Annotated in this window: 20 protein-coding genes and 1 pseudogene; 3 read left to right on the top strand and 18 right to left on the bottom strand. The window is 37.1% G+C overall.

Going from position 1 to position 19,825, the window contains the following annotated elements; all coding sequences use genetic code 11:
• Nucleotides 1-44: 44 nt before the first annotated feature.
• Nucleotides 45-455 (bottom strand): thrombospondin type 3 repeat-containing protein, encoded by a 411-nt coding sequence (locus NMM17_RS02590; protein WP_050261993.1) that lies wholly within the window; start codon nt 453-455, stop codon nt 45-47.
• A gap of 142 nt (nt 456-597) precedes the next feature.
• Here NMM17_RS02590 and NMM17_RS02595 point away from each other — a divergent pair, with 142 nt between their 5' ends.
• From NMM17_RS02595 to NMM17_RS02605, 3 genes are read left to right on the top strand one after another with little or no spacing between them, the layout of a single operon-like run.
• Nucleotides 598-888, top strand: coding sequence for a hypothetical protein (locus NMM17_RS02595; protein WP_254753777.1), 291 nt, complete (start codon nt 598-600; stop codon nt 886-888).
• Nucleotides 889-906: 18 nt separating this feature from the next.
• Nucleotides 907-1,071: a hypothetical protein gene (locus NMM17_RS02600; protein WP_000201399.1), complete on the top strand. Its 165-nt coding sequence runs from the start codon at nt 907-909 to the stop codon at nt 1,069-1,071.
• A 1-nt stretch (nt 1,072) separates the two neighbouring features.
• Complete coding sequence (locus tag NMM17_RS02605; RefSeq protein ID WP_000155338.1) at nt 1,073-1,681, top strand: hypothetical protein; 609 nt, start codon at nt 1,073-1,075, stop codon at nt 1,679-1,681.
• Between the two features lie 295 nt (nt 1,682-1,976).
• Here the strand turns inward: NMM17_RS02605 and ltrA are convergent, their stop codons facing one another.
• From ltrA to rlmD, 17 genes and pseudogenes are all read right to left on the bottom strand, one after another.
• Nucleotides 1,977-3,899, bottom strand: a complete 1,923-nt coding sequence (gene ltrA / locus NMM17_RS02610; protein WP_000165607.1) for a group II intron reverse transcriptase/maturase — start codon at nt 3,897-3,899, stop codon at nt 1,977-1,979.
• A 708-nt stretch (nt 3,900-4,607) separates the two neighbouring features.
• Nucleotides 4,608-7,313, bottom strand: coding sequence for a phage tail tip lysozyme (locus NMM17_RS02615; protein ID WP_254753778.1), 2,706 nt, complete (start codon nt 7,311-7,313; stop codon nt 4,608-4,610).
• A gap of 11 nt (nt 7,314-7,324) precedes the next feature.
• Nucleotides 7,325-9,682: pseudogene (locus NMM17_RS02620) on the bottom strand (VirB4-like conjugal transfer ATPase, CD1110 family).
• Nucleotides 9,633-9,992, bottom strand: coding sequence for a PrgI family protein (locus tag NMM17_RS02625; RefSeq protein WP_254753779.1), 360 nt, complete (start codon nt 9,990-9,992; stop codon nt 9,633-9,635). Before NMM17_RS02625 ends, NMM17_RS02620 begins: the two are co-directional and overlap by 50 nt.
• 53 nt (nt 9,993-10,045) lie before the next feature.
• Nucleotides 10,046-10,900 carry a conjugal transfer protein TrbL gene (locus NMM17_RS02630; RefSeq protein WP_001054257.1) on the bottom strand — a complete coding sequence of 285 codons (855 nt, stop codon included), beginning with the start codon at nt 10,898-10,900 and terminating at the stop codon, nt 10,046-10,048.
• Between the two features lie 16 nt (nt 10,901-10,916).
• Nucleotides 10,917-11,159 carry a hypothetical protein gene (locus NMM17_RS02635; protein WP_000627865.1) on the bottom strand — a complete coding sequence of 81 codons (243 nt, stop codon included), beginning with the start codon at nt 11,157-11,159 and terminating at the stop codon, nt 10,917-10,919.
• A gap of 20 nt (nt 11,160-11,179) precedes the next feature.
• Nucleotides 11,180-13,057: a VirD4-like conjugal transfer protein, CD1115 family gene (locus NMM17_RS02640; protein ID WP_254753799.1), complete on the bottom strand. Its 1,878-nt coding sequence runs from the start codon at nt 13,055-13,057 to the stop codon at nt 11,180-11,182.
• Nucleotides 13,057-13,545: a hypothetical protein gene (locus NMM17_RS02645; RefSeq protein WP_000093677.1), complete on the bottom strand. Its 489-nt coding sequence runs from the start codon at nt 13,543-13,545 to the stop codon at nt 13,057-13,059. Before NMM17_RS02645 ends, NMM17_RS02640 begins: the two co-directional genes overlap by 1 nt.
• Nucleotides 13,535-13,834: a hypothetical protein gene (locus NMM17_RS02650; protein ID WP_000869760.1), complete on the bottom strand. Its 300-nt coding sequence runs from the start codon at nt 13,832-13,834 to the stop codon at nt 13,535-13,537. The genes NMM17_RS02645 and NMM17_RS02650 overlap by 11 nt, the downstream gene beginning before the upstream one ends.
• A gap of 333 nt (nt 13,835-14,167) precedes the next feature.
• Complete coding sequence (locus tag NMM17_RS02655; protein ID WP_001252698.1) at nt 14,168-14,755, bottom strand: CPBP family intramembrane glutamic endopeptidase; 588 nt, start codon at nt 14,753-14,755, stop codon at nt 14,168-14,170.
• A 2-nt stretch (nt 14,756-14,757) separates the two neighbouring features.
• The gene (locus NMM17_RS02660; protein ID WP_000840776.1) at nt 14,758-14,991 is read right to left on the bottom strand and encodes a hypothetical protein; all 234 of its coding nucleotides are present in this window, start codon (nt 14,989-14,991) and stop codon (nt 14,758-14,760) included.
• A 12-nt stretch (nt 14,992-15,003) separates the two neighbouring features.
• On the bottom strand, nt 15,004-15,384 hold the full coding sequence (locus NMM17_RS02665) for a hypothetical protein (RefSeq protein WP_254753780.1): 381 nt from the start codon (nt 15,382-15,384) through the stop codon (nt 15,004-15,006).
• Nucleotides 15,377-15,826, bottom strand: coding sequence for a hypothetical protein (locus tag NMM17_RS02670; RefSeq protein WP_000645878.1), 450 nt, complete (start codon nt 15,824-15,826; stop codon nt 15,377-15,379). The genes NMM17_RS02665 and NMM17_RS02670 overlap by 8 nt, the downstream gene beginning before the upstream one ends.
• Nucleotides 15,810-17,168, bottom strand: coding sequence for a DNA (cytosine-5-)-methyltransferase (dcm, locus tag NMM17_RS02675; protein ID WP_001210969.1), 1,359 nt, complete (start codon nt 17,166-17,168; stop codon nt 15,810-15,812). The genes NMM17_RS02670 and dcm overlap by 17 nt, the downstream gene beginning before the upstream one ends.
• Before the next feature lie 99 nt (nt 17,169-17,267).
• Nucleotides 17,268-18,047 (bottom strand): replication initiator protein A, encoded by a 780-nt coding sequence (locus NMM17_RS02680; protein WP_000822775.1) that lies wholly within the window; start codon nt 18,045-18,047, stop codon nt 17,268-17,270.
• The gene (locus NMM17_RS02685) at nt 18,044-18,217 is read right to left on the bottom strand and encodes a hypothetical protein (protein ID WP_080982957.1); all 174 of its coding nucleotides are present in this window, start codon (nt 18,215-18,217) and stop codon (nt 18,044-18,046) included. The genes NMM17_RS02680 and NMM17_RS02685 overlap by 4 nt, the downstream gene beginning before the upstream one ends.
• A gap of 208 nt (nt 18,218-18,425) precedes the next feature.
• Nucleotides 18,426-19,787, bottom strand: coding sequence for a 23S rRNA (uracil(1939)-C(5))-methyltransferase RlmD (rlmD, locus tag NMM17_RS02690; RefSeq protein WP_254753781.1), 1,362 nt, complete (start codon nt 19,785-19,787; stop codon nt 18,426-18,428).
• Between the last annotated feature and the right edge of the window lie 38 nt (nt 19,788-19,825).

A 19,825-nucleotide genomic window follows, 5' to 3' on the forward strand; every position in this document is an offset into this window, starting at 1 on the left:
CGCTCCTTTCATCTATACGAAAATAGGAGAATCACATGATTCCCCTACAACTCTATCTCCATTTCAACCTCTTGAGGACTGGTTTCTAAATCACTAGACAAAAGAGAAACGGCATCTGTTCTCATGTAGTAAGTATATAAGTCTTCAAGGTCTTGTTCGTTTTCAATCCCTGTTTCAATACTAATAAGAGCCTGTATAAATTCCTTGTAGTGACTCTCCATCATATCTGAAATCTTTTGTTTCATTTCCATAAATACTGAAGATGGTTCAGTTATACTTGTTTGGTCTATGTCTTGTAAATCCTTTTCTAAGGGATTGCTTCCTTCTTCTACTTCCACTAAATCTGAACGACCATCACCATCAGAATCTGCGCTAAGAGGATTGGTTCCTAGCGCTAATTCTTGAGCATCAGTTAGTCCATCTTGATCCGAATCACGTTGATAAATGGCTTCCATATACTTCCTTCTTTCCTAGTTAATCTTTTTTCACTCCAATCCTACCAAATATTCCTTGAAAGAAGTATCACAACAAAAAAGAGAACGAGCCAAAACCTCGTTCTCCTTAAAATGATAAAACGTTACGATCAAAGTAAAAAAGATGACTTACAGAACCTGTAAGCCAACTAGTCAGTCGGTTTATTCTGATGTCTGCCACCGCTTGGCCCTTACGTCCAAGATTGCTATCGGATTTCGTTCTGGTGTCCGCCACCGCTTGGACCTTATGTCCAAGATTACTATCAGATTGACCATGAGCCAACCACTCATTTATAGACATATTGTATCTTTAAATAGCTACAAACGCAAGAGAAAAACTTATTTTGGATTTATAAACATACACTATCTTCAGATTGAACTTTTGTTCAAAATAAGCTATAATGAATTTAAGTAGAAACAGGAGGTAGAACAAATGGCTACAATCAGTTTAACACGTGATATAAAACTAACAAACGAAGATGCTCTAAAAATTCTTAATCATAAACCATCTAAAAAGCTACAAGCCGTCTTGAAATCTATTGAATCACAGGACGCTACCGCTCCAACGAAAAATAAACTCATTTCAAAGTATCTGTAAGATGACAATTCAAGTAACACCACTTAAGCAATATCTTGAAAATATTCAAGTGCTAGCCCCTGATAAAACTGAGAAACAAGTTCAGGATCTATTTAAAACTATCATTTTAGAAAATGTTGATTTCAACGGTAATGAAGAGATGTTGACTTATCTATCTGATAAAGCCCCCAATTTTGAAAAACAACATCGTTCTCGTAATTTTATCGTTGAAGAAACTGAAACAAATAACATCATAGGATTCTTTAGTTTATCTCTCAAAGTTGTTGATATTTCTGATTTAGAGAAATCTTTAAAAAAGAAACTCGTCCTAAAAGGGAAAAGTCCCAAAAATATTGATTATCTACCTGTGTTACTTATCGGTCAATTCGGCAAAAACACAAAGCTAAATAAATTATCAGGACAAGAGTTATTTGAAATTGTAATTCAAAAAATTGAAGAATTTCGAGCAATTGTAGGAACTCAGATGGTATTTTTAGATAGTATCAATCATCCTAAAGTCATTCAATTTTATGAACAGTTCGGATTTGTTGCTTACAGTCAATTGATTAAAGACGATCATCAAGTAAGTTATCAGCCTATGGCATTAAATATGTCACTCTATAAAAAATAAGAATCATGTCACCTAAACTGATGACATGATTTTTTTATTTCGTTGTATAGGCAAAACTAATGGCACTATCTGCTTGAGAGATTTTTCTAAAGGTATAGTTAGGATTACCCCCATAGTTTGTCTCAGACACAAGGAAAGAACCATCATCATATACTTTCTATAGCGATAGGTAAAACTTTGATACTATCTCCATCTTTTCCCCCGCTTCACACCGTGCATGCGACTTTCACCGCACACGGCGTTCCATCAATAGTGTATTATCACGATTTTGCTTTATCGTGCTGTATTAATATGATTAACATAATTGTTCTAAGTTCAAATTTTCTTTCAATAATGGTGAATTTCCTGCAAGTTCGCGCAACTGATTTAATTTGGTCAGTCCTGTATCACTCAAATTCAAAAGCTGAAAGAGATTTTTGATAACCTTCTCATTTGTTGCGTGAATCAGGCGATGAATATCTCGTCCAACAATGATAAGGTTCCTATAAGAGTCATCCTTTGTTTCTAACCACGGTCTCTTATGGTGACAATGAATATCATCCATATCCAATTCCTGACCGGTTACAGCACATTTCCCTTTTTGAGCTACAAATAAAGAAATTCGATTATCATTGTATTCAACTGTTGCACGCTTATTTATAATTGAGTGTTCTCTCAGCCATTTTAATTTCCATGTTTCAACAGATTCCTGTTGTTTATGAATCAATTTTCTCCCCTCGGGAGTATACCTATTCAGATTCTTATTTCTTCCTTTTAGTGTTCTCGTCTTGACATAGCTAATTGGAAGAATTGGATAACCCATTAAGTACCGAATGTTTTGAGATTGGAGGTAGGGGAGAAGTCCTTTATCTTTTCCCTTGTATTCTCCTATTTTTGTCAGACCTTTCGCCTGCAATCGATTTTTAAAAGAGAGATAAAGCTGATAATGAATTTCTTCTAAATCCTTACTCACATGTGTTGCCATACTATAATAGTTATGAATACCGATAACCATACTATTATACTTCTGTATTTCACGAATAATTGTTTCTTTAGCACCTTTAATTTGTATCAATTTCATCTGTTGTTTCAGTTGATGTTTAATACGTTTCTTGGCTTTTGATGCAATATGAGAGAAACAAACCAAACGATTATTCTTAGAAACTAGCTTTAAAGTAATCCCAAGGAATTCACTGCTTTTCTTTCTCAGATTGGTAATTTGAGATTTTTCCTCTGAAATAGGGAGGTTAAGTCGTTCTTTTAACCACAATTTTACAGCCTTAAATGTTCGCTCTGCCTCATTCCTATTTCGACAAAAGATTTTAAAATCATCCGCATATCGGACAATATAAACTTCTTTTAGCGTCGTTGAAGTTCGTAGCTTTCTGTAAACATGTGACTTGTGTCTTGTTCCCTTGGAATTATATTGAGGAACTAATTCCTTACAATCTCTTTCTTCCCATTGTCGTCCTATCCACCAATCAAATTCATTGAGATTGATATTGGCAAGTAGTGGAGATAAGATACCTCCTTGTGGTGTGCCCTTAGTTGGATATGTCACTTTTCCATTCGGAAGAACAATTGGTGCTTTTAACATTTTTCGAATAATCACTAGAAGTTGTTTGTCCCTGATACCTAATGTCCAGATTTGACGCATTAACTTAGTATGATTCACTTCATCAAAAAAGCCTTTAATATCAACGTCAACGACATAAGTCATATGACTTTTATTCATACGATACATACAGTCCATAATAGCGTTATCAGCCGACCTTAAGGGTCTAAATCCATAACTGTGTTTGTAAAATTTCGCTTCACAGATTGGATCCAACACTTGTAAAATACACTGTTGGGCCACTCTGTCCCACATCGAGGGAATGCCAAGTGGTCGTTTCTTCCCATTTGGCTTAGGAATCTCTACTCTTCTGACTTTTCTGGGTCTATAATATTGAAATCTTCTTTGAACTTTAGAGATAAAGTCTTCTTGGGTCAGATTTTCTAAATCTTTAATGGTAACACCATCTACTCCTTCGGTTTGACTACCACCATTCCGCTTTATGGTACGATAAGCGAGCAGTATATTCTCGGGAGATATGATAATGTTCATTAAGTTCTTAAAACTGAATCCCTTTTGACTTTTGGAATATAAATCATCAAAAATCTCGGTCATGCCATAGTATTCCGCATACCTTAGTTTTTGATGTTTTAATAGTTTGTCATCATTTTTTGGTTTCGTCATGGTCTATCACTCCTCTCTTTGGATTCGTGACCTTTTATGTCTTACAAGAATCCATGAAATGATAAAGTTCATAACAATACACTATTGACTAGTGGCTGTTCCTCCAGTATCATTACAACACTTTCAAAGGTCGTGCCACCACTCTCACTAGAGATTAAGGAAAGTTATGATTTTCTTTCCAATGTTTCTCTGGTTGTGCAACCTCCACATCTCTAGCTTTCGACGTTCCCTTATCTTTATCAATACTAAACTTAGGTGCCTAGCTATACCCCTTCAACTTTGATATGCCTGTAACATAACAAGGAATTTCATATCGTCGATTCTTACTCTTCCTCAAGTTGAAACAACTTACGTTGTTATACGCATTTCTACGTACTCGCCTTCGGAGCGTACATTCGCTGGTTCGTCAGTGCTCATGCACATTCTCACCCTATTTAGTTTTTAATGACTCCCGACCTATCAGATACATATTCCACCTCTGGAACACTTTCGATTCTTAAGTCCTTAAGAATGACGGTATCTTTCAGCCGACTTCACCGAGCTTCATACCTTTACCTTTGCACAAGATAAACGCATGTCGGAGTATTAGAGAAATCGTTTCAGGGCGTTACCCCTTCATTCCAATTTTCAAGATAAGAGTTCTCCATTCTATTCAAATTTAACCTGATTATCAGGTTGATTTTTCAAGAACGTGTCTAACCTTTTCAGTTAGAAACGTCTCGCACCGACAAAAGCCACATGACCATAGTCTGCTGGTGTCCCATGTGTACCTCCTACAAAAGAAACAATGGCACCTGCTCTTGGTGTGGAACCCGTTTCTCCTCCAAGACTTGAAGCTGTCGCAACCCAGTCTTGACCATTTCCCATGGTATTAATGATTGAAATCTTTTCTACATTTCTACCTTTTAATTTTAAGCCTAACTGGTTCATACGAGCCGCAACACCCCATGTACATTGTCCATAGGCATAGGCCATACCATCTCCACCACCAGGAACAGAATGATCATACAAGTCTCCACGAACCCCTTCAAGGGATTGCGGGTCACTTTTTGCCTGTCCTCCATTTGTTTGGCTGAAGCCTTTTTCAATTTGGTAATACCATTCCGTTGCTCTGGTTTGTCTTTCCAGTAGTTTGTCACCAGAATTTCCCTCCCAATAGGTAAGGAAGAGTTGGGCCAGATTGGCTGCACTGCCCGTATTTTTAAAGAAATCCTTTAACCAACTTTGATAGTAAGGACTATCCCCATGAAGCATAAAATCAAGTTGGAGGTCTAAATCATACCACTTCTTATTTTTGCTATGTGCATAATTCAATAAAGCTGTATGACGTGTTGAACCATCTGCAGTATCCGTCCATTGCCCTAAACCTAGACCTCTATGAAGAATATTAGGATAAGCACCACTATAAATGGCTGGTCCTCCAATCGCTAACCAGCTTTCATCATCCCATGAGGAATCGGTAGCTCCAACTGGAGGAGATAAATAATCTCCCTCAGCTCGTTTAGGATTGATAGAAGACTCTACCGACCAATTTCCTAAAATAGCCGCAATGGCTTGGGGACTTGCCCCTTGAGATTTCAAAAACTCATAAATATGTTTTGCTCGTTCAAACTCATCTCCACCAAACTGACCAATGGCAGGTAAGATAGTTGTCTGAAGTTGAATGACTTTTGGAAAATAAAATTGCGGATTGACATACACCAATTTTTCTTTCTTGTTCTTATACTTTTGATAGGAAACTTTCAAACCTGTATCATCTGGTGTTTCACCAATAACATCACCCGTTAGGACTCTTGTCCCCTCAATCGCACGGCCATTATGAATAGAATGCAAAGTCAATCGACTCTCATTCTCTCCTTTTCCGTTAGTGAGAATAACATCATCTCCATCTAGAGATACAACTCCATCCATTGGTGCGACAATCGTTTGGTGAGCCTTCGCTTCTAATAGAATGTACTCCTGAAGAGTAGGTTTTCCGTCTAAATCATAGTATCCATAACGATAAGTCATGGTTAAACTATCTTCGTTGCTTTTCCCCTCAAATGGATTGTCCAATTCCTGCATAGAAGCATACACACCCTCTTCTTTTAGTTCCTTCATTTCCTCTTGATCATCTTTCGATAGTTTATACTTAGGAGTTTCATAAAGGTCTTGCATTGATTTCAAATCTTCCCCATCGTTTAAATCATGCCACAAAGTAGATAGATAATCCTTGTAAGTTTCTGAACTAAATAAGTGAACTGGTTTGTGTAACTCATAGTCATGGAATTTAAAGTTCATATAGCCCATCACATCATCAACTTTTGTGTAATAAGTAATTCCTTTGTCATTTGTGCGAGTATGTTCTGCGTCTTCCCAAGTTAGGTGGGTATAAGCTTTTGTTAATTCAAATTCATCTTGTTGAATCAAACTAGCAGATGAAAATCCTAAAAAGAAGCTCATCATAAGTAAAAGAAGAAAGACTATTCCTCCAACTATCCAGGTTACAGGATTTCCAGCCGCAAATGTAAAGAAGGAAAAGGCTGCTTTTAATTTTTGATAGATATTTCGGACACTTGTAAGACCTTGTTTCTTTATTTTTCGAAACCGATTTTTAAAGGAACTTGGATTATCTTTCGCTAGTTTCCATCCTTTTCCATCCTTAAAATGATGGTATCGCTCTTTTGTGTTTGTCAGTCTTTTCTTGGTAAAACGACCTGTTGCTTGTCCTGTTTTGACACTAGCTTTCCCAAGATTGTAAGAAAGCCGACTGTAGCGTTTCCCTTTTCTAATGGTCTCTTGAAGTGTGCGATAGCCTTCTAAATCTTCATTTTCTGAAGCTAACTCTCCACCTTCACGTCCAAGGACATAAAGAAAAGTTTTGGCTTTCCTACTGACTTTTTTGGACTTATAGGCTTGTTTAGTAGATTTTAGATTCTCTTTTGCGGCCTTGACTTCTTTCTTAGCTTTTAATTCTTCTAAACTCTTCCCTTGAAAGAAAAAATTAGATTTTGCTTTCGATTCCTGACCGTAGAGAAATTTTTGATTGGTTTTTCTTTCTTTACGACTCTCTTTTCTTTCTTCTTTTGCTTCTACCTTAGCTTCCTTAAATTGCTTCTTGGCTATTTTCAATCGTTTCCTAGCATGAGGCAACCGTCTGTCTCTTAATTCTTTCCGATTCAAAAGAGATGGAGGACTATTTTGAAGAATATGATTGTAGTCTTCATTTGCTTGTTTTACTCTCTCCTTTGAAGCTTCTCTCATCTCCTCTAGCTTTTCTTTTATCTCTTTTTTCCATGCTTTTTCATCCAGTACAGCGGAATCTTTTTTCTGTTTCTTCACTTCCTTCTTTCCTTGTTTCAAGAATTTCTTCTCATCTTTTAGACTTCTTCTAAATGCCTTTCGGGCACGTATAATTTCTCTTTTATCCTTCATTTACCTTCCCCTTAATTAGAAGCCATTTTATCAGGATCCGTACTCATGATATCAAACAATTGAGTACCTTGAGGAATCTTATTTTTAAAGGGAACGACAACGGAACCAGCTTTTATCAGTCCTGCCCCTTTTTCTGGATTGACTAGGTATTTTTCGAGTTCTTTTGACAAGCCTAAGAGTTGAACCAGTTCTTCTCGGTCATTTTTTGCTTGCTTGAGAAGAATCATAAATTCGCTATTTGCAATAATTCGTCTACCATTTGGATCTAACAATAAGGTTTCGACGTTTTGAGTTATTCCAGTCGGACTGGCTCCATATTTTCTGACACGACTCCACAATTTAAAGAAGAAATCACTGGCATATTTATCTAGTAAGAGAAGCTGCATTTCATCAAAATAAATCTAGGTCTTCTTCCCTAATTTTTGGTTCCGAACAACACGATTCCATATCTGATCAAAAACCACCATAAGGGCAATTTGTTTCAGCTCATCTCCTAACTTCTTAACGTTATAAATCAAGAAATTAGATCCTGTCTGAATATTGGTCTTATGAGAAAAAATATCAAGAGAACCTTCGACATACAGTTCCATATCAAGCGCCAAATTCTGCGCTTCTTCTTCTGGTTGTTGGCTCAAGACAAAGACCCATTCTTCCAAAGAAGGCTCTTTAAATGACTGATAGGTGAGTCTCGTAACTCGGTCGATAATCGATTTTTCTCTTCCATCCATTTTCCTATCTAATAACTTGCCGATAAAGGATAAAAGAAATTCTGATTTTACCTTTACAGGATCCTCATCCATATTTTCTTCAGACAAGTCAAGGACATTGAGATAAGTTTGGGAATCGGGCGCAATATCAATCATTTCTCCCCCAAAAGCCCGTCCAATGACACTGTACTCTGCTTCTGGATCCACAATGATAATTTCAGTATTTTCACCAGATTCTTTGATTTTGGTCGTGATAATCTCATGCTTGGTTGCCATGCCTTTCCCAGCTCCAGATGTCCCTAAAATCAGACCAGACGGTGTATTTAATAGGCTTCGATCAATAGTAATAATATTGCTTGAGATTTGATTAATACCATAATATTTCCCACTACGGTCTTGTAAGTCTACTGAAGTCCAAGGAGAGTTCACTGCTATATTGGACGTTAATAAACTCCGTGATACCCCCTCTAAAAAATCACAACCAAATGGCAGCAAACTATTAAAGGCTGCTTCTTGCATATATGGAAGTTTATCAATCATTAGGTCATTTGAGCCGGCCACTTGTTGAATAGTGTCTAGGGCTTGTTTGAGCTCTTCTTCATCCTGACCAAAAACACCAATCAAGAAGACGGTTTGAAACAGTTTATCTCCTGTCTCGGTCATGGTTTTTAAGAGTTCCTCAGCTTCATCGATATTGCTTTCTAAAACATGGCCTACTTTTTCCAAATAGATACCTGTACGAGCTAGTTTTTGTTGTTCCCCAATCTTTTGGGATTCCATCAAGGTCTTCTTTGTTCGTAGTTTCTTCATGGCATCTGCCTTAGTCGAACTTTGAGCATGGAGGCTTACAATCAATTCCAAATCTCCTTGCATGAGGTCTCGGATAAACTGATCTCCTAATTCCATGCCGTAGTCTCTCACATAGACAATCTGTAATAAGCGGTCATTGATTTGTAGGTAATTCTTGTTTTTAAAATCCAAGAGATTAGGCGCTATGAAGTGACGAGTTGTCTGACCAGATCTCGTTAAATCACGGTAAGAAAAAGGAAGATGGTGTTCTCCTCTAAGCATATCCGCCAACAAGTTCACACGTTCTTCTCCAGCCAAGGATTCAAATCGTGCATCAATTTCTGAGAAACCACTCTTGAAATATTCGCCTATTTGAGACAAGGAACGATAGGCTTGTTTGGGATTAGAATCCTTTCTACCAAAGCTAATCAGTTTCACAGCTGAAAAATTATTTTCACCACTGTCTAAATTCTGATTCATCATCCGATTCAATTCTTTACGATAGCTATCATACCCATCTTCTTTTTCCTCATACAAAACACTTTGTCTAAACTTTTCTAAATTCAATCTTTTATTAAAGATAGTCAATTGGAAGTTGGTTTGGTCGTCTAGGGAGTTAATCAAATCAGAATACTTCTCAATGATTGCTCCCTTATCTTCTAAACCAACGGTCTGGTAATTGACATCACCAAGTAAATAGCTTTGTGAGAAATAATCTTCTTTCACCTGCATCAGACCATTTTGATACAGGGCTTGATAAGAAAGAGTATTAGCCGTTGATGGTAACACTTCCTCTTTTTTCCCTTTAAATTCTTCCTTTTTATTAGTCATTGAAATTTTTTGTTTCTTTAATGTATTTGATTTTCTTTTCATATTCAGATCCTTTCTTTCCTGTAATTGTGCGTAGGGGAACCGTTAATTCAAAATGAAGACGGTATTTCAAATAATGTTCAAAATATAAATCATTGGGTTTATAGACTCCAAAAAGCATGAGGGGGATGGTAAAAGCAAACACAAAACCGTAAACAAACCAATCTCCAAATTGCCAGAAAAAGAGATTCAAGCCCAAAACAATAATTGTGACAATAAAGGCTGGTAAAACAAAGATGATTTGTCTTGTGGTGAAACCTAACCAAGCCCTGTGTTGGTATTTTGAGATGTCTTTAAAGACACGTGTATTCATGACTTTCCTTTCTAAAAAGGCTAAGAAGCAATCACTTCCTAGCCTTTATCTAATTACATACCTAAAATTGAGCGAGCCGTACGTTGAGAACCAACGAGGGCAATAATCAATAAGATAGCTTGTACCAAACTACCAAACATAATCGCAAGTGATTGCAGGACTCCTGCACCATTTGAAACAGCTATTTTCCCAGCAGATTCAAATAAAGGAACAAGCGAAACAATCAGAAAAATGAGAACCCCTTGTACCGCATAGACCATAATATTTTTTAAATAGCCAATACCAATAGATTTCCATTCATCACTTAAAAATGTTGGAATCGTAAGAGGGGCAAATGGAATCATAAGGTAGAGTTGAATAAATCGAATAGATACCAACAGATTAACCATGGCTGCACTTACTATTCGAACAAGCCAAATGAGAAGGGCGAAAAAGCCCACAATCATCCGGCCAATAAATCCTGACCCCTTTAATCCAGAGATTGTATCATACTTTGCCCCTCCGTGAGCCACAATCGAAGCCACTTGTTCAATGGCGTGACTCGCAATCCCAATGATGGCTTCTACAATAACGGTAGTGTTGGTAATTACAACTGCGACCATAATATAACTAATCAACATCGGGGCCAATGCTTCAAAGGTCATCGCTCCACCAGAGTTAGCAATTTTCTTAGCCATCTTCGAAAATTCTAGGATGAGAACAACTGATAAAATCGCAACTCCAAGAGGTTGCATAACACTTTTAGTAATACTAGACATATAAGTCCAAACAGTTGGATTGTAGCTAGATAGAGATTTAATGAGATCTACCGTAGATTGTAAATCTACATTAAATCCTTCAAATAAATTTTCAGCTGATATTTTTTCAGATGCAAGGTAAACAAAGGGTGAGACTAAACTAAGATTCATATCATTGTTTATCCTCCTAAATTGAAATCTGGGTTACAAAGGCTCCAGCAGCCCCGACCATAACACCACCGACAATTTCAAGGATGGCATTCCGAACACCTGGTCCACCATCTTTAATGTTGGTTGCAAGATTGACAATCCCCACAACAACGAGAAAGGCACCAACCGCAATCAATCCCTTCTGTAACAAAGACATAGCTTGTGCAAACATGGCACTTGCGTCTACTCCATAAACAAAACCTTTAAAATGCGTAATCATCTATTTCCTCTTTTCTATTTTTATTTTAAACTAGATTCAAAAGTTAAATCACGAATTCTAAGGCCGTCAAGATGATTTTCTTGTCTTTGATTCAAAGGATTGATTTGATAGTTCCACCACCGTTCATCGGTTTCTTGATTGGCTAGGTATTTCCAGTTTGGATGCTTAGTGGAATTGTACTTTTTGCTTTTAAAGACAGGCATATTGGCAATTCGAACCAAGCATTCATGCCGTTTCATATTTCCGACTTCATCAGGTGTCATTAAATCACGAGCAATCTTTTGATGAGAAAGGGATCCTGAACCTGTCTGGCCAAAGGAACGACTAGTATTTCGAACATCAATGGTTTGTTTACCGAGTAAGCCACTCATAAATTTAAAGGTATCTTCATCATTACCACCTAAGTAGACTAAGCTATCACAGTTCCCCAAAATGGTTTTCCAAGCTTCTTTTTCTTTATATAGCCCTTGAAGTTGGGCAATATTTTGTAGAATAGGAACGAGACTCATATTCCGAGAACGGACTGTTGAGGTTTGTTCAGCAAAATCTGGGATTTCTCCGATATTTGCGAACTCATCTAAGTAAACTCTCACATGAAGAGGCAATTGCCCCTTAAAATCAATATCTGCTTGTCTTGTTAGGGTTTGAAATACGGTTGAAAAAAAGAGGGCTGAAAGAAAGCGAAAGGTACTATCGTTATCTGGGATAACTAGGTAAACCATTGATTTTTCCTTGCCCCATGTCTTCATATCAAGAGTATCTCTTTTGGTCAAATCCATGACACTTTGAATATTGAAGAGGGCAAATTTAGCAGTGGTTACAGCTATAACAGAATCCAGAGTCTTATCCTTATAATTTTGGAAATCTGCCCAATTTCGCATGGTAAAATTTTCAGTCCCATACTTTTTAGCATAATTTTCAAATAGAATTTCTAAGACACTTTTTTCTTGGTTTTCACCCTTGGATAAGTGTTTAATGAGTTTTGAGATTTCAGCAAAACTTGGATAACGCCCTCGTTTTTTTCGCTCTTCCACTTCTTTTTTTTGACGTTTCAACAAGTTTTGATATTCTTTTTGACTTAAACGACTTTCTTCTATGAGCTGTTCTCTTGTTTTGGGTGGATTATAGAAATCGACCAAGTAAGAGGCTAAAGCACGGACTAAAGTCATAGTAGCCTCATCCCAAAATGGATCACTACGGGAGCCAGAGCCTTTGGTGTTATTAAAATAAACCGTCAGCATGCGATTCAAATCATTTTCTGTCTCTATATAGCGAAAGGGATTGAAGCCATCTGAGTTCTTCATATTGACTAAATCTAGCACCTTTACTTGGTAGTCATGTTCTAAAAAGAGTTTGCCTGTTTTTTCGGCCAAGTGATCTTTAGGATCCACTACAATATTAGAACTATTCATTTGAATCAGATTGGGTTTCACAAAGCGAAATGTCTTCCCACTTCCTGAACCTCCAATCACCGCAATATTCTTATTCCTATCGTATTGGGCTGGTTTTTTATCTAATAATGTCAGACGAACATCTTGTGCTAAGATCGTATCATGAGAAAATTCCTTACCGTAAAAGAGCTTCTTTTCTTTTAGAGTTCCAAAACGGGCGCTCCCGTATTCTACCCCTTCTCGGTATTGTTTTTTGCCAGTCTCTAAATAAAGATAAACCAGCAACATCATCAGAAAGCCTAGTAGAAAAAAAGCACTTGATTTTCCAGTAAAGGAAACATTCCATGGCGACTGAAGAACTTCATCTTGACCTTCCATCAGAAGATGAGTCCATTTATCTAGTGTATTTCCAGTATAGGAATCATACAAAAGCGTCAAACGATGAAAAAGATAGCCTAGTAAGATACCTAACAATGAGAATAGTAGGAATTTCTTTCCACTGTACATCATCTCACCATCTCTTTCTGTTTGACGGCTCCTTCTTGTCTAAAGGTAATTTGGGATTTAGCCTCATCAATTGCATCGTCTAATGACTTATCCATGGTAAAATCAGCTAATTTCTCCGGATCATTAACCATTTTTTCTAACAGATGGTCTAAATGATTGTCTAGAATCGAACGGTCTTTCGTGTAGAAATGCAGAGAATCCCCTTGCCAAGCGATGGCTAAAGGAATCTCTTCTTTTTCTAAAAAGGCTTTAAATTTCTCTATATCAATTGGTTTGTCTAAAAAATCTTTTTTCAGATTAATCGTATCAATCGAATAAGGAGATTGTAGCAATTCTTCTAATTTCTGCACTCCTATCTTATAGGCGGAATCCTGTGCTAAAGCCTGACGTCTAGACCATTCTAGAATCTTTAAAAGACTTTTGACAGTAAATAAAAGACTACGCTCTGCATATTGAACTGCCATTCGTTCCTGTTGTTCAGAGGACATCTGATGCCTCCTTCTTAACAAATAGCAGCTTTCCTTCTTTATAACGATAAGCTATCAATTTCTGACGTTGCTTAATCGACTTGACAACCTTCAGTAGATCTCTCGAATAAGGTTCTCGAAGAGTAACTTCTACTGCTTTCCCATCAACGATACCAACGCGTTTAAATTCAATGTAGTCTTTTTTGAGATGTCCTAAGCCCATACCAAAGGGAAAGTGATGAATCAATTGGATGGTACAACCACCTTTATTTCCCATTTGTTTCAAATCATACAAGTTTACTACTTTCATGATTAACTCCTTTATCTAGTTTGTCGCATCGTTTAAGTCTGGTAACGATAAACTCCGTGTCTGTTAGAAAATTCTCACACACGTCTTGTGCCAGTTGCCCTTCACAGGGAAATACTCTCAGTCCCTACTTACACAGGCACGCTAATCAAGACGGAGTGGATTCAATTTTCAAAGAACAGGTAGCTTTATTATAGATAAGAGTAGTTGAAATTTTTATCACATTTTTTATTTTTCTGTAGAGCTAAATTCATACTAAACAAAGATTTTGAAATAAAAGACTAACATTGTTACATAACGTTAGCATTTCATTTCCCTAAAATAAGCTAATTTTGTCTAAAAAAGCAGCAAACTATAAACTAGTAGGTTCCACACCAAATGTAGACCCATACTTCCCCAAAAGTCAGATTGATAGCGCACCATCCCTAAAAACATCCCAAGTGAAACATATAAACACCAAGCTAGAATGGTTCCTGGATGATGTACTAAGGCAAATAAAACACTTGTCAAAGCAACTCGAATATCTAATTTTCTGACCAAGTTCCATAAAATTTCTCTATACAGAAATTCTTCAACCATACTCGCATTGATTAAGAACAATAAAAATGAAAACCAAGGAACTTGATGTTGAAGGCCAATTAAGTTTGCTTGATTCGTGCTTCCTTGAGCATGAATCAGACTAAAACATAGACTTATAATCAGTAGGCTAACGAATCCAATACCAAGCCATTTCATCCTAGTTTTCATATTGACCTTGACCACTTGTTTTCGTTGACCATACATCCATAAAAAAGAAATGAGAGACGCACCATAGAGAACCTGTAGTATAGTTAACTCACCGATACAAAGCAATTTCAGTAAGTATAGGGATACCAATAGGACATTTACTTGTTGGAATATATAAACTGGAATTATTCTTCTCATAGTTACCTCCGAAATAAATCTTCATAATCTAAATCTAATACCTGCACAATCCTTTCTACCCATGGACTTTGAGGCATTCGTTGTTCCATCTTGTAGTGACGAATCTTTTGATACAAACGATTCAATTCACTTGGATAGTGAAATTCTCCCGCAAACATTTTCCTGGTTAACTCAATCCAGCTGATATTTCTTTCAGCCAAAATAATGGACAAATTCTCCCAAAATCGTTCAGCCATATTGCTTCTCCTTTAACTAGATAAATAATGTGTTTGTTCCATGTAAATCAATTGTTTCGTATCTCTTGGCAATAGAGCTCTAGCCTCTTCCAAATTCAAATTTGGATAAACTCGCTTGTTTGAAACCGCAAGTGGAAGTCTGATGGTTAGGTCAGGATTTTTTAATATCATCTCAATGAAATCCGTTAATCTTAGATTGTCACGGTTCTTAAATCGTAATAAATTGGGAGATAAAAACTCAAAACAATCTGAAGAATAGCTCATCATCTCAATTAATTTGTCCTTTGTTATTTCAGAAATCGAATGACAAGATACCTCTATTCCGTAGTTTTGAAAGAAATCTAAAAGAAGTTGATTTCTATGGTTATTTTTACTTAGATAGAGATCAATCATGGGAGACCTCCCAAAGATTCGGTTCCATTTGATATTCTGAGACGATTAAGGAATCTAATAACTTTGAGAAGTTAATCGATTTCTTGTCTTCATCATAAGCTTTTACAGTTACTTGGGTTGTAAGTATTCCCTCTTTTCCCTCGGCTCGATAGCCTTGTCCATATAAAACAAAAACAAGATTTTGATTATCATCTACAAAGGCATCAACTCCGTTCTTTATATCCTGACTTTCAAGGAATTCCATAATGTTTTGAAGATAGGATTCATAAAATAGTGGGTAATTATGTTTTTTATGGTAATCATCTAAAAATGTCACCTCAAACTCACATGGATAATTGGGTATCAAAAATATTTGTTCATCCAGCTGTTTGATTTCTGCAGCATGTAATTCTGTTTCTAATTCATCACAATCTAGTATTGACTCTTTATTTAAAGCTTTCATCTTTTTCCTCTATTTCTTTTAATTTCTTTGCGATTGCAGCAATCACAGGAACGGTTACACTATTACCAGCTTGTTTATAGAGCTGACTATTACTAGAGACTTTTCTAGCAGCTTCAAAAGCCCAATCAGGAAAGCCTTGTAGGCGAAAACACTCTTTAGGAGTGATTCGTCGTATTCTCAAACGGTAAAATTGTCCATCTATTAAAACACCAGCTACATGGTAAACTTGCTTATCTTCTCCTTCATAGCTAGCCACTACTACTCCCATTTGACCACTAGTTGTTAAAGTATTCGCTATACCTTTTCCAACTCTACCACGCCGATACTGTGAACTTGGTCTTTCCAAATTGATTGAATCTCCAATCTCTGCTTGAGCATATCCTTTTTTAGTTGCCTCCCGGACTTTTAGAAATTGGATTGGTTCTGGAATCAGTATTTTGGGAATTTTATCGCCTCCTTGCATCGTAGTCAGTGTTGGAGATAAGCCCTCGCTTCCATATACGCGACCTGTCTCCTTAAAGCTAGTCGGTAAATCTCCAACAACGACAATACCATGACGATCCTGAGTATTTAAAGTAAACATCGACTCTTGGTTTTCCTTAAAGCGTCTCCCATTTTGTCTCTTGTCTAATCTGTCTGGTGTCATACAAGGAATCGCAACCTTGAATCCTTCACCTTTTCCACGAACTAAGGTTGGCGCTAGCCCTTCTGAATAATAGACTTTACCGCTCATTCCACTTTTTGATGGATTCAAATTCCCTAGTGTTTTTAAAGTCTCAGAGTTAGTTGTTTGACCTTCTCGTCTGAAAGGAAATAAGAGTCTGGTACCTTTCTTTCTAGAATGTCCGATAATAAACACCCTCTCTCTGTTTTGGGGAACGCCAAAATCCTTACTGTTAAGCACCTGCCACTCAACATCAAACCCCAACTCATCAAGTGTGGTAAGGATTGTGGTGAACGTCCGTCCCTTATCGTGATTGAGTAAGCCTTTAACATTTTCAAGAAAAAGAAAACGTGGTTGGATTTGCTTGGCCGCCCGAGCAATTTCAAAGAACAAAGTTCCTCTAGTATCTTCAAATCCCAATCGTCTTCCTGCGATTGAAAATGCTTGACAAGGGAATCCCCCACAGATGATATCGACTTTCCCTCTAAGTTTTTTAAATTCGTCATCTGAAACATCTCGTATGTCATGAAATTCTATTTCTCCTTCCGTTTGAAAAATGGATTTATAAGATTCTCTAGCAAATTTATCAATCTCACAAAATCCAATACACTCGTGTCCGACACTTTCCATTCCAAGGCGAAATCCTCCGATACCTGAAAATAAATCAATAAATCTCATTTCTTTATCACCCCTTTCTGATCGACTATCAATGTCCAAAGTGTCACACCACTTGAAATTAAAATGAGCATAACTAATATCCACTCGATTGGCGACATTTTAACCACCTCCTTTTCTAACACGGTTATTCCAAACGGAATATAGGCCATTAAACACAAATTCAGCAAGTACTTCCGCACGTCTCACAAAGCGAACATTGTCAAGAGCATACTGATAGATTCTCTCGAAATCAGTCATAGCAATTTCACTGGCTGTTTCAGAAAAACCTTCTCGTCTAAATTGTTCTTGTACCAATCCCCAAATATAATCTCGATCATATTTTGTGACCTTTTCTACTTTTCTTCTCAAGATAGGTTGAGTATTCCTCTCCTCCTCATCCCCAATAAATAAAGAATCAGTCTCACTATATTTAGTCTCACTAACTTCAGTCTCACTAGGGGCTGAATGTGAGACTGGGCCCGTTTCATTTTCAACCTGCCCTAGTCTTTTTTTAACACTAGGCCTGTTTGAATTACTTACTGGGGTAGAATATAATTCCCCTAAATAAATCTTATTAGCTAGTCTTCCTTTCTCACTTGAAGACTGTTGGACTTCATCAATTAAGTCATATTCTTTAAGAGTCTTTTTGATGGACAGTAATTTTGACTTTGAACAACCTAACAGCCTCATCAGATTAGAATTAGAAAATACTAAATAAACCGCGCCTTCTTCATCTATCCAACCACGACTGAGAGATAATTCTAAACGATCTTTTAAAATAGAATAAGCCACCTTTACTTCTAGTTTCATATCCATATATTTCTCATCCTCAAAAAGAATTTTAGGTAATTTATAATACCGTTCTGAAGTTTGGTATTGATTTGCGGTAATTCTTTTCATAGAGCACCTCCAAGTTCTTTGAGTATTAAATCTCCACTTGATTCCAATCGAACTAAGCCACTTTTTTCTAATTCAGCCATAAGAGTGATGGCCTCAACAATATCAATTCCCATTTCACGTACTAAAAATGAAATGACAATATAGCGTGATGATTGTAATTCTTTTGTCATTTTCCCTCCTGAAAATAAAAAAAGGAGAACAATATACAATTGTTCTCTCTTTAGATAAATATTTATTGTTGTATTCATTTTTCCGATGCGCAAACGACATCTACAAATACATATACATCTATGTGCCTTTTTAGGACTTTTTTGACGTCAAAATTGCCTTTATCTACAAAGACAAAATGCTTGTAAAATAGCTTAAAATCAAGGATTTTCACCCTTTTTTTCGTTGTAGCAACACTACACACTCCACGTGATGCGTCTGTGGGAATAAATCCACTGGCTGTACTTTCTTCAATTCATAGCCCAATTCTTGATAGAGTTTGATATCACGCGCCATAGTAGCGACATTGCAGGAGATATAGGCGATGCGGTCTGCTCCAGTTTGACTACTTGCCTTGATAAAGCTTTCGGTTAATCCCTTGCGTGGTGGGTCAACCAAGATAACGGTTGGATGAATTCCTTCTTTAAGCCAAGTCTTCATTGCGTTTTCAGCTGTGTCACAGACATAGCTGGCGTTTGAAATATGGTTCAGTTGGGCATTCTTCTTGCTATTCTCAACCGCTTCTGGAATCACTTCAACACCATAAACCTCTTTGACATGTTTGGCAACAGAAAGACCAATAGTCCCGATACCAGAATAGGCATCAATGACCACGTCATCTTCTTTTAATTCAGCAAAGTCAATGGCTGTTTGATAGAGTTTTTCAGCCATTTCAGTATTAACTTGGTAAAAAGCTGGACCAGCGATTTGATAGTCATTTCCCAACATCTGGTCAGTGATAAAATCTTGTCCATAAAGGTTGCGCCATTCCTTACCAAAAATCGCATTGGTGTTCTGATCGTTGATATTTTGCATGACAGACACAATCTCTGGGAACTGCTTGATTAGTTGTTCAATCAATTGTTCCACACGAAAAATCTTCGGACGAGTTGTTACTAAAATGACCATAATTTGCCCTGAATAGTGTCCGCGACGCACCACAAGATTCCGAATCAATCCTGATTGTTCCTTTTCATCATAAGGTTTCAAATCATAACGGCGGAGCAAGTCGCGTAGGGCTACTACTACCTCATCAATCACAGGATCTTGGATAAAGAAATCTTCCAGTGGCATGAGGTCGTGGGAATTCTTACGGAAAAATCCAGTTTCCAAAACACCATTCACTCTACGGACAGGGACCTGTGCCTTGTTGCGGTATTTGACTGGATTTTCCATACCCAAAGATTCAGCAACCTTTATATCAGTAATTCCAGCAATCTTGTAGAGACTGTCTTTGACTTGTTTGGTTTTAAACTTGAGCTGTTCTGGATAGGCAAGATGACCTAAATCAGCAATTCCTGAACGCAGGTAAGCCAAATCTAAATCTTGATTGCGGTGTGGTGATTGGACAAGGTATTCTTCAACCTTCCCAAAGCCAATCTTTTTATTGACCTTGAGGACACGCATGAGGATTTTTTCACTTGGTAAAGCATTCTCTACAAAAAAGACCAAACCATCTACCTTGGCAACTCCTGCACCTTCATGGGTCAAGTCAACAATTTCAACTTCTACAATATCATTTTTCTTTAACATTCTCTTCTCTTTCTATTGGCCGACAAAAAAGACGGCAA

Source organism: Streptococcus sp. CF7_Ac1-12 (assembly GCF_024295905.1).
GTDB classification, from domain to species: Bacteria; Bacillota; Bacilli; order Lactobacillales; family Streptococcaceae; genus Streptococcus; species Streptococcus mitis_AP.

What these genes read in the sequence shown, in the direction of transcription:
- rlmD (WP_254753781.1), bottom strand. Translation starts at nt 19,787, where the DNA reads ATGTTAAAGAAAAATGATATTGTAGAAGTTGAAATTGTTGACTTGACC.
- NMM17_RS02670 (WP_000645878.1), bottom strand. Translation starts at nt 15,826, where the DNA reads ATGAAAGCTTTAAATAAAGAGTCAATACTAGATTGTGATGAATTAGAA.
- NMM17_RS02630 (WP_001054257.1), bottom strand. Translation starts at nt 10,900, where the DNA reads ATGAATCTTAGTTTAGTCTCACCCTTTGTTTACCTTGCATCTGAAAAA.
- NMM17_RS02615 (WP_254753778.1), bottom strand. Translation starts at nt 7,313, where the DNA reads ATGAAGGATAAAAGAGAAATTATACGTGCCCGAAAGGCATTTAGAAGA.
- ltrA (WP_000165607.1), bottom strand. Translation starts at nt 3,899, where the DNA reads ATGACGAAACCAAAAAATGATGACAAACTATTAAAACATCAAAAACTA.
- NMM17_RS02650 (WP_000869760.1), bottom strand. Translation starts at nt 13,834, where the DNA reads ATGAAAGTAGTAAACTTGTATGATTTGAAACAAATGGGAAATAAAGGT.
- NMM17_RS02600 (WP_000201399.1), top strand. Translation starts at nt 907, where the DNA reads ATGGCTACAATCAGTTTAACACGTGATATAAAACTAACAAACGAAGAT.
- NMM17_RS02640 (WP_254753799.1), bottom strand. Translation starts at nt 13,057, where the DNA reads ATGTACAGTGGAAAGAAATTCCTACTATTCTCATTGTTAGGTATCTTA.
- NMM17_RS02605 (WP_000155338.1), top strand. Translation starts at nt 1,073, where the DNA reads ATGACAATTCAAGTAACACCACTTAAGCAATATCTTGAAAATATTCAA.
- NMM17_RS02590 (WP_050261993.1), bottom strand. Translation starts at nt 455, where the DNA reads ATGGAAGCCATTTATCAACGTGATTCGGATCAAGATGGACTAACTGAT.
- NMM17_RS02645 (WP_000093677.1), bottom strand. Translation starts at nt 13,545, where the DNA reads ATGTCCTCTGAACAACAGGAACGAATGGCAGTTCAATATGCAGAGCGT.
- NMM17_RS02680 (WP_000822775.1), bottom strand. Translation starts at nt 18,047, where the DNA reads ATGAAAAGAATTACCGCAAATCAATACCAAACTTCAGAACGGTATTAT.
- dcm (WP_001210969.1), bottom strand. Translation starts at nt 17,168, where the DNA reads ATGAGATTTATTGATTTATTTTCAGGTATCGGAGGATTTCGCCTTGGA.
- NMM17_RS02595 (WP_254753777.1), top strand. Translation starts at nt 598, where the DNA reads ATGACTTACAGAACCTGTAAGCCAACTAGTCAGTCGGTTTATTCTGAT.
- NMM17_RS02655 (WP_001252698.1), bottom strand. Translation starts at nt 14,755, where the DNA reads ATGAGAAGAATAATTCCAGTTTATATATTCCAACAAGTAAATGTCCTA.
- NMM17_RS02660 (WP_000840776.1), bottom strand. Translation starts at nt 14,991, where the DNA reads ATGGCTGAACGATTTTGGGAGAATTTGTCCATTATTTTGGCTGAAAGA.
- NMM17_RS02665 (WP_254753780.1), bottom strand. Translation starts at nt 15,384, where the DNA reads ATGATTGATCTCTATCTAAGTAAAAATAACCATAGAAATCAACTTCTT.
- NMM17_RS02625 (WP_254753779.1), bottom strand. Translation starts at nt 9,992, where the DNA reads ATGAATACACGTGTCTTTAAAGACATCTCAAAATACCAACACAGGGCT.
- NMM17_RS02635 (WP_000627865.1), bottom strand. Translation starts at nt 11,159, where the DNA reads ATGATTACGCATTTTAAAGGTTTTGTTTATGGAGTAGACGCAAGTGCC.
- NMM17_RS02685 (WP_080982957.1), bottom strand. Translation starts at nt 18,217, where the DNA reads ATGACAAAAGAATTACAATCATCACGCTATATTGTCATTTCATTTTTA.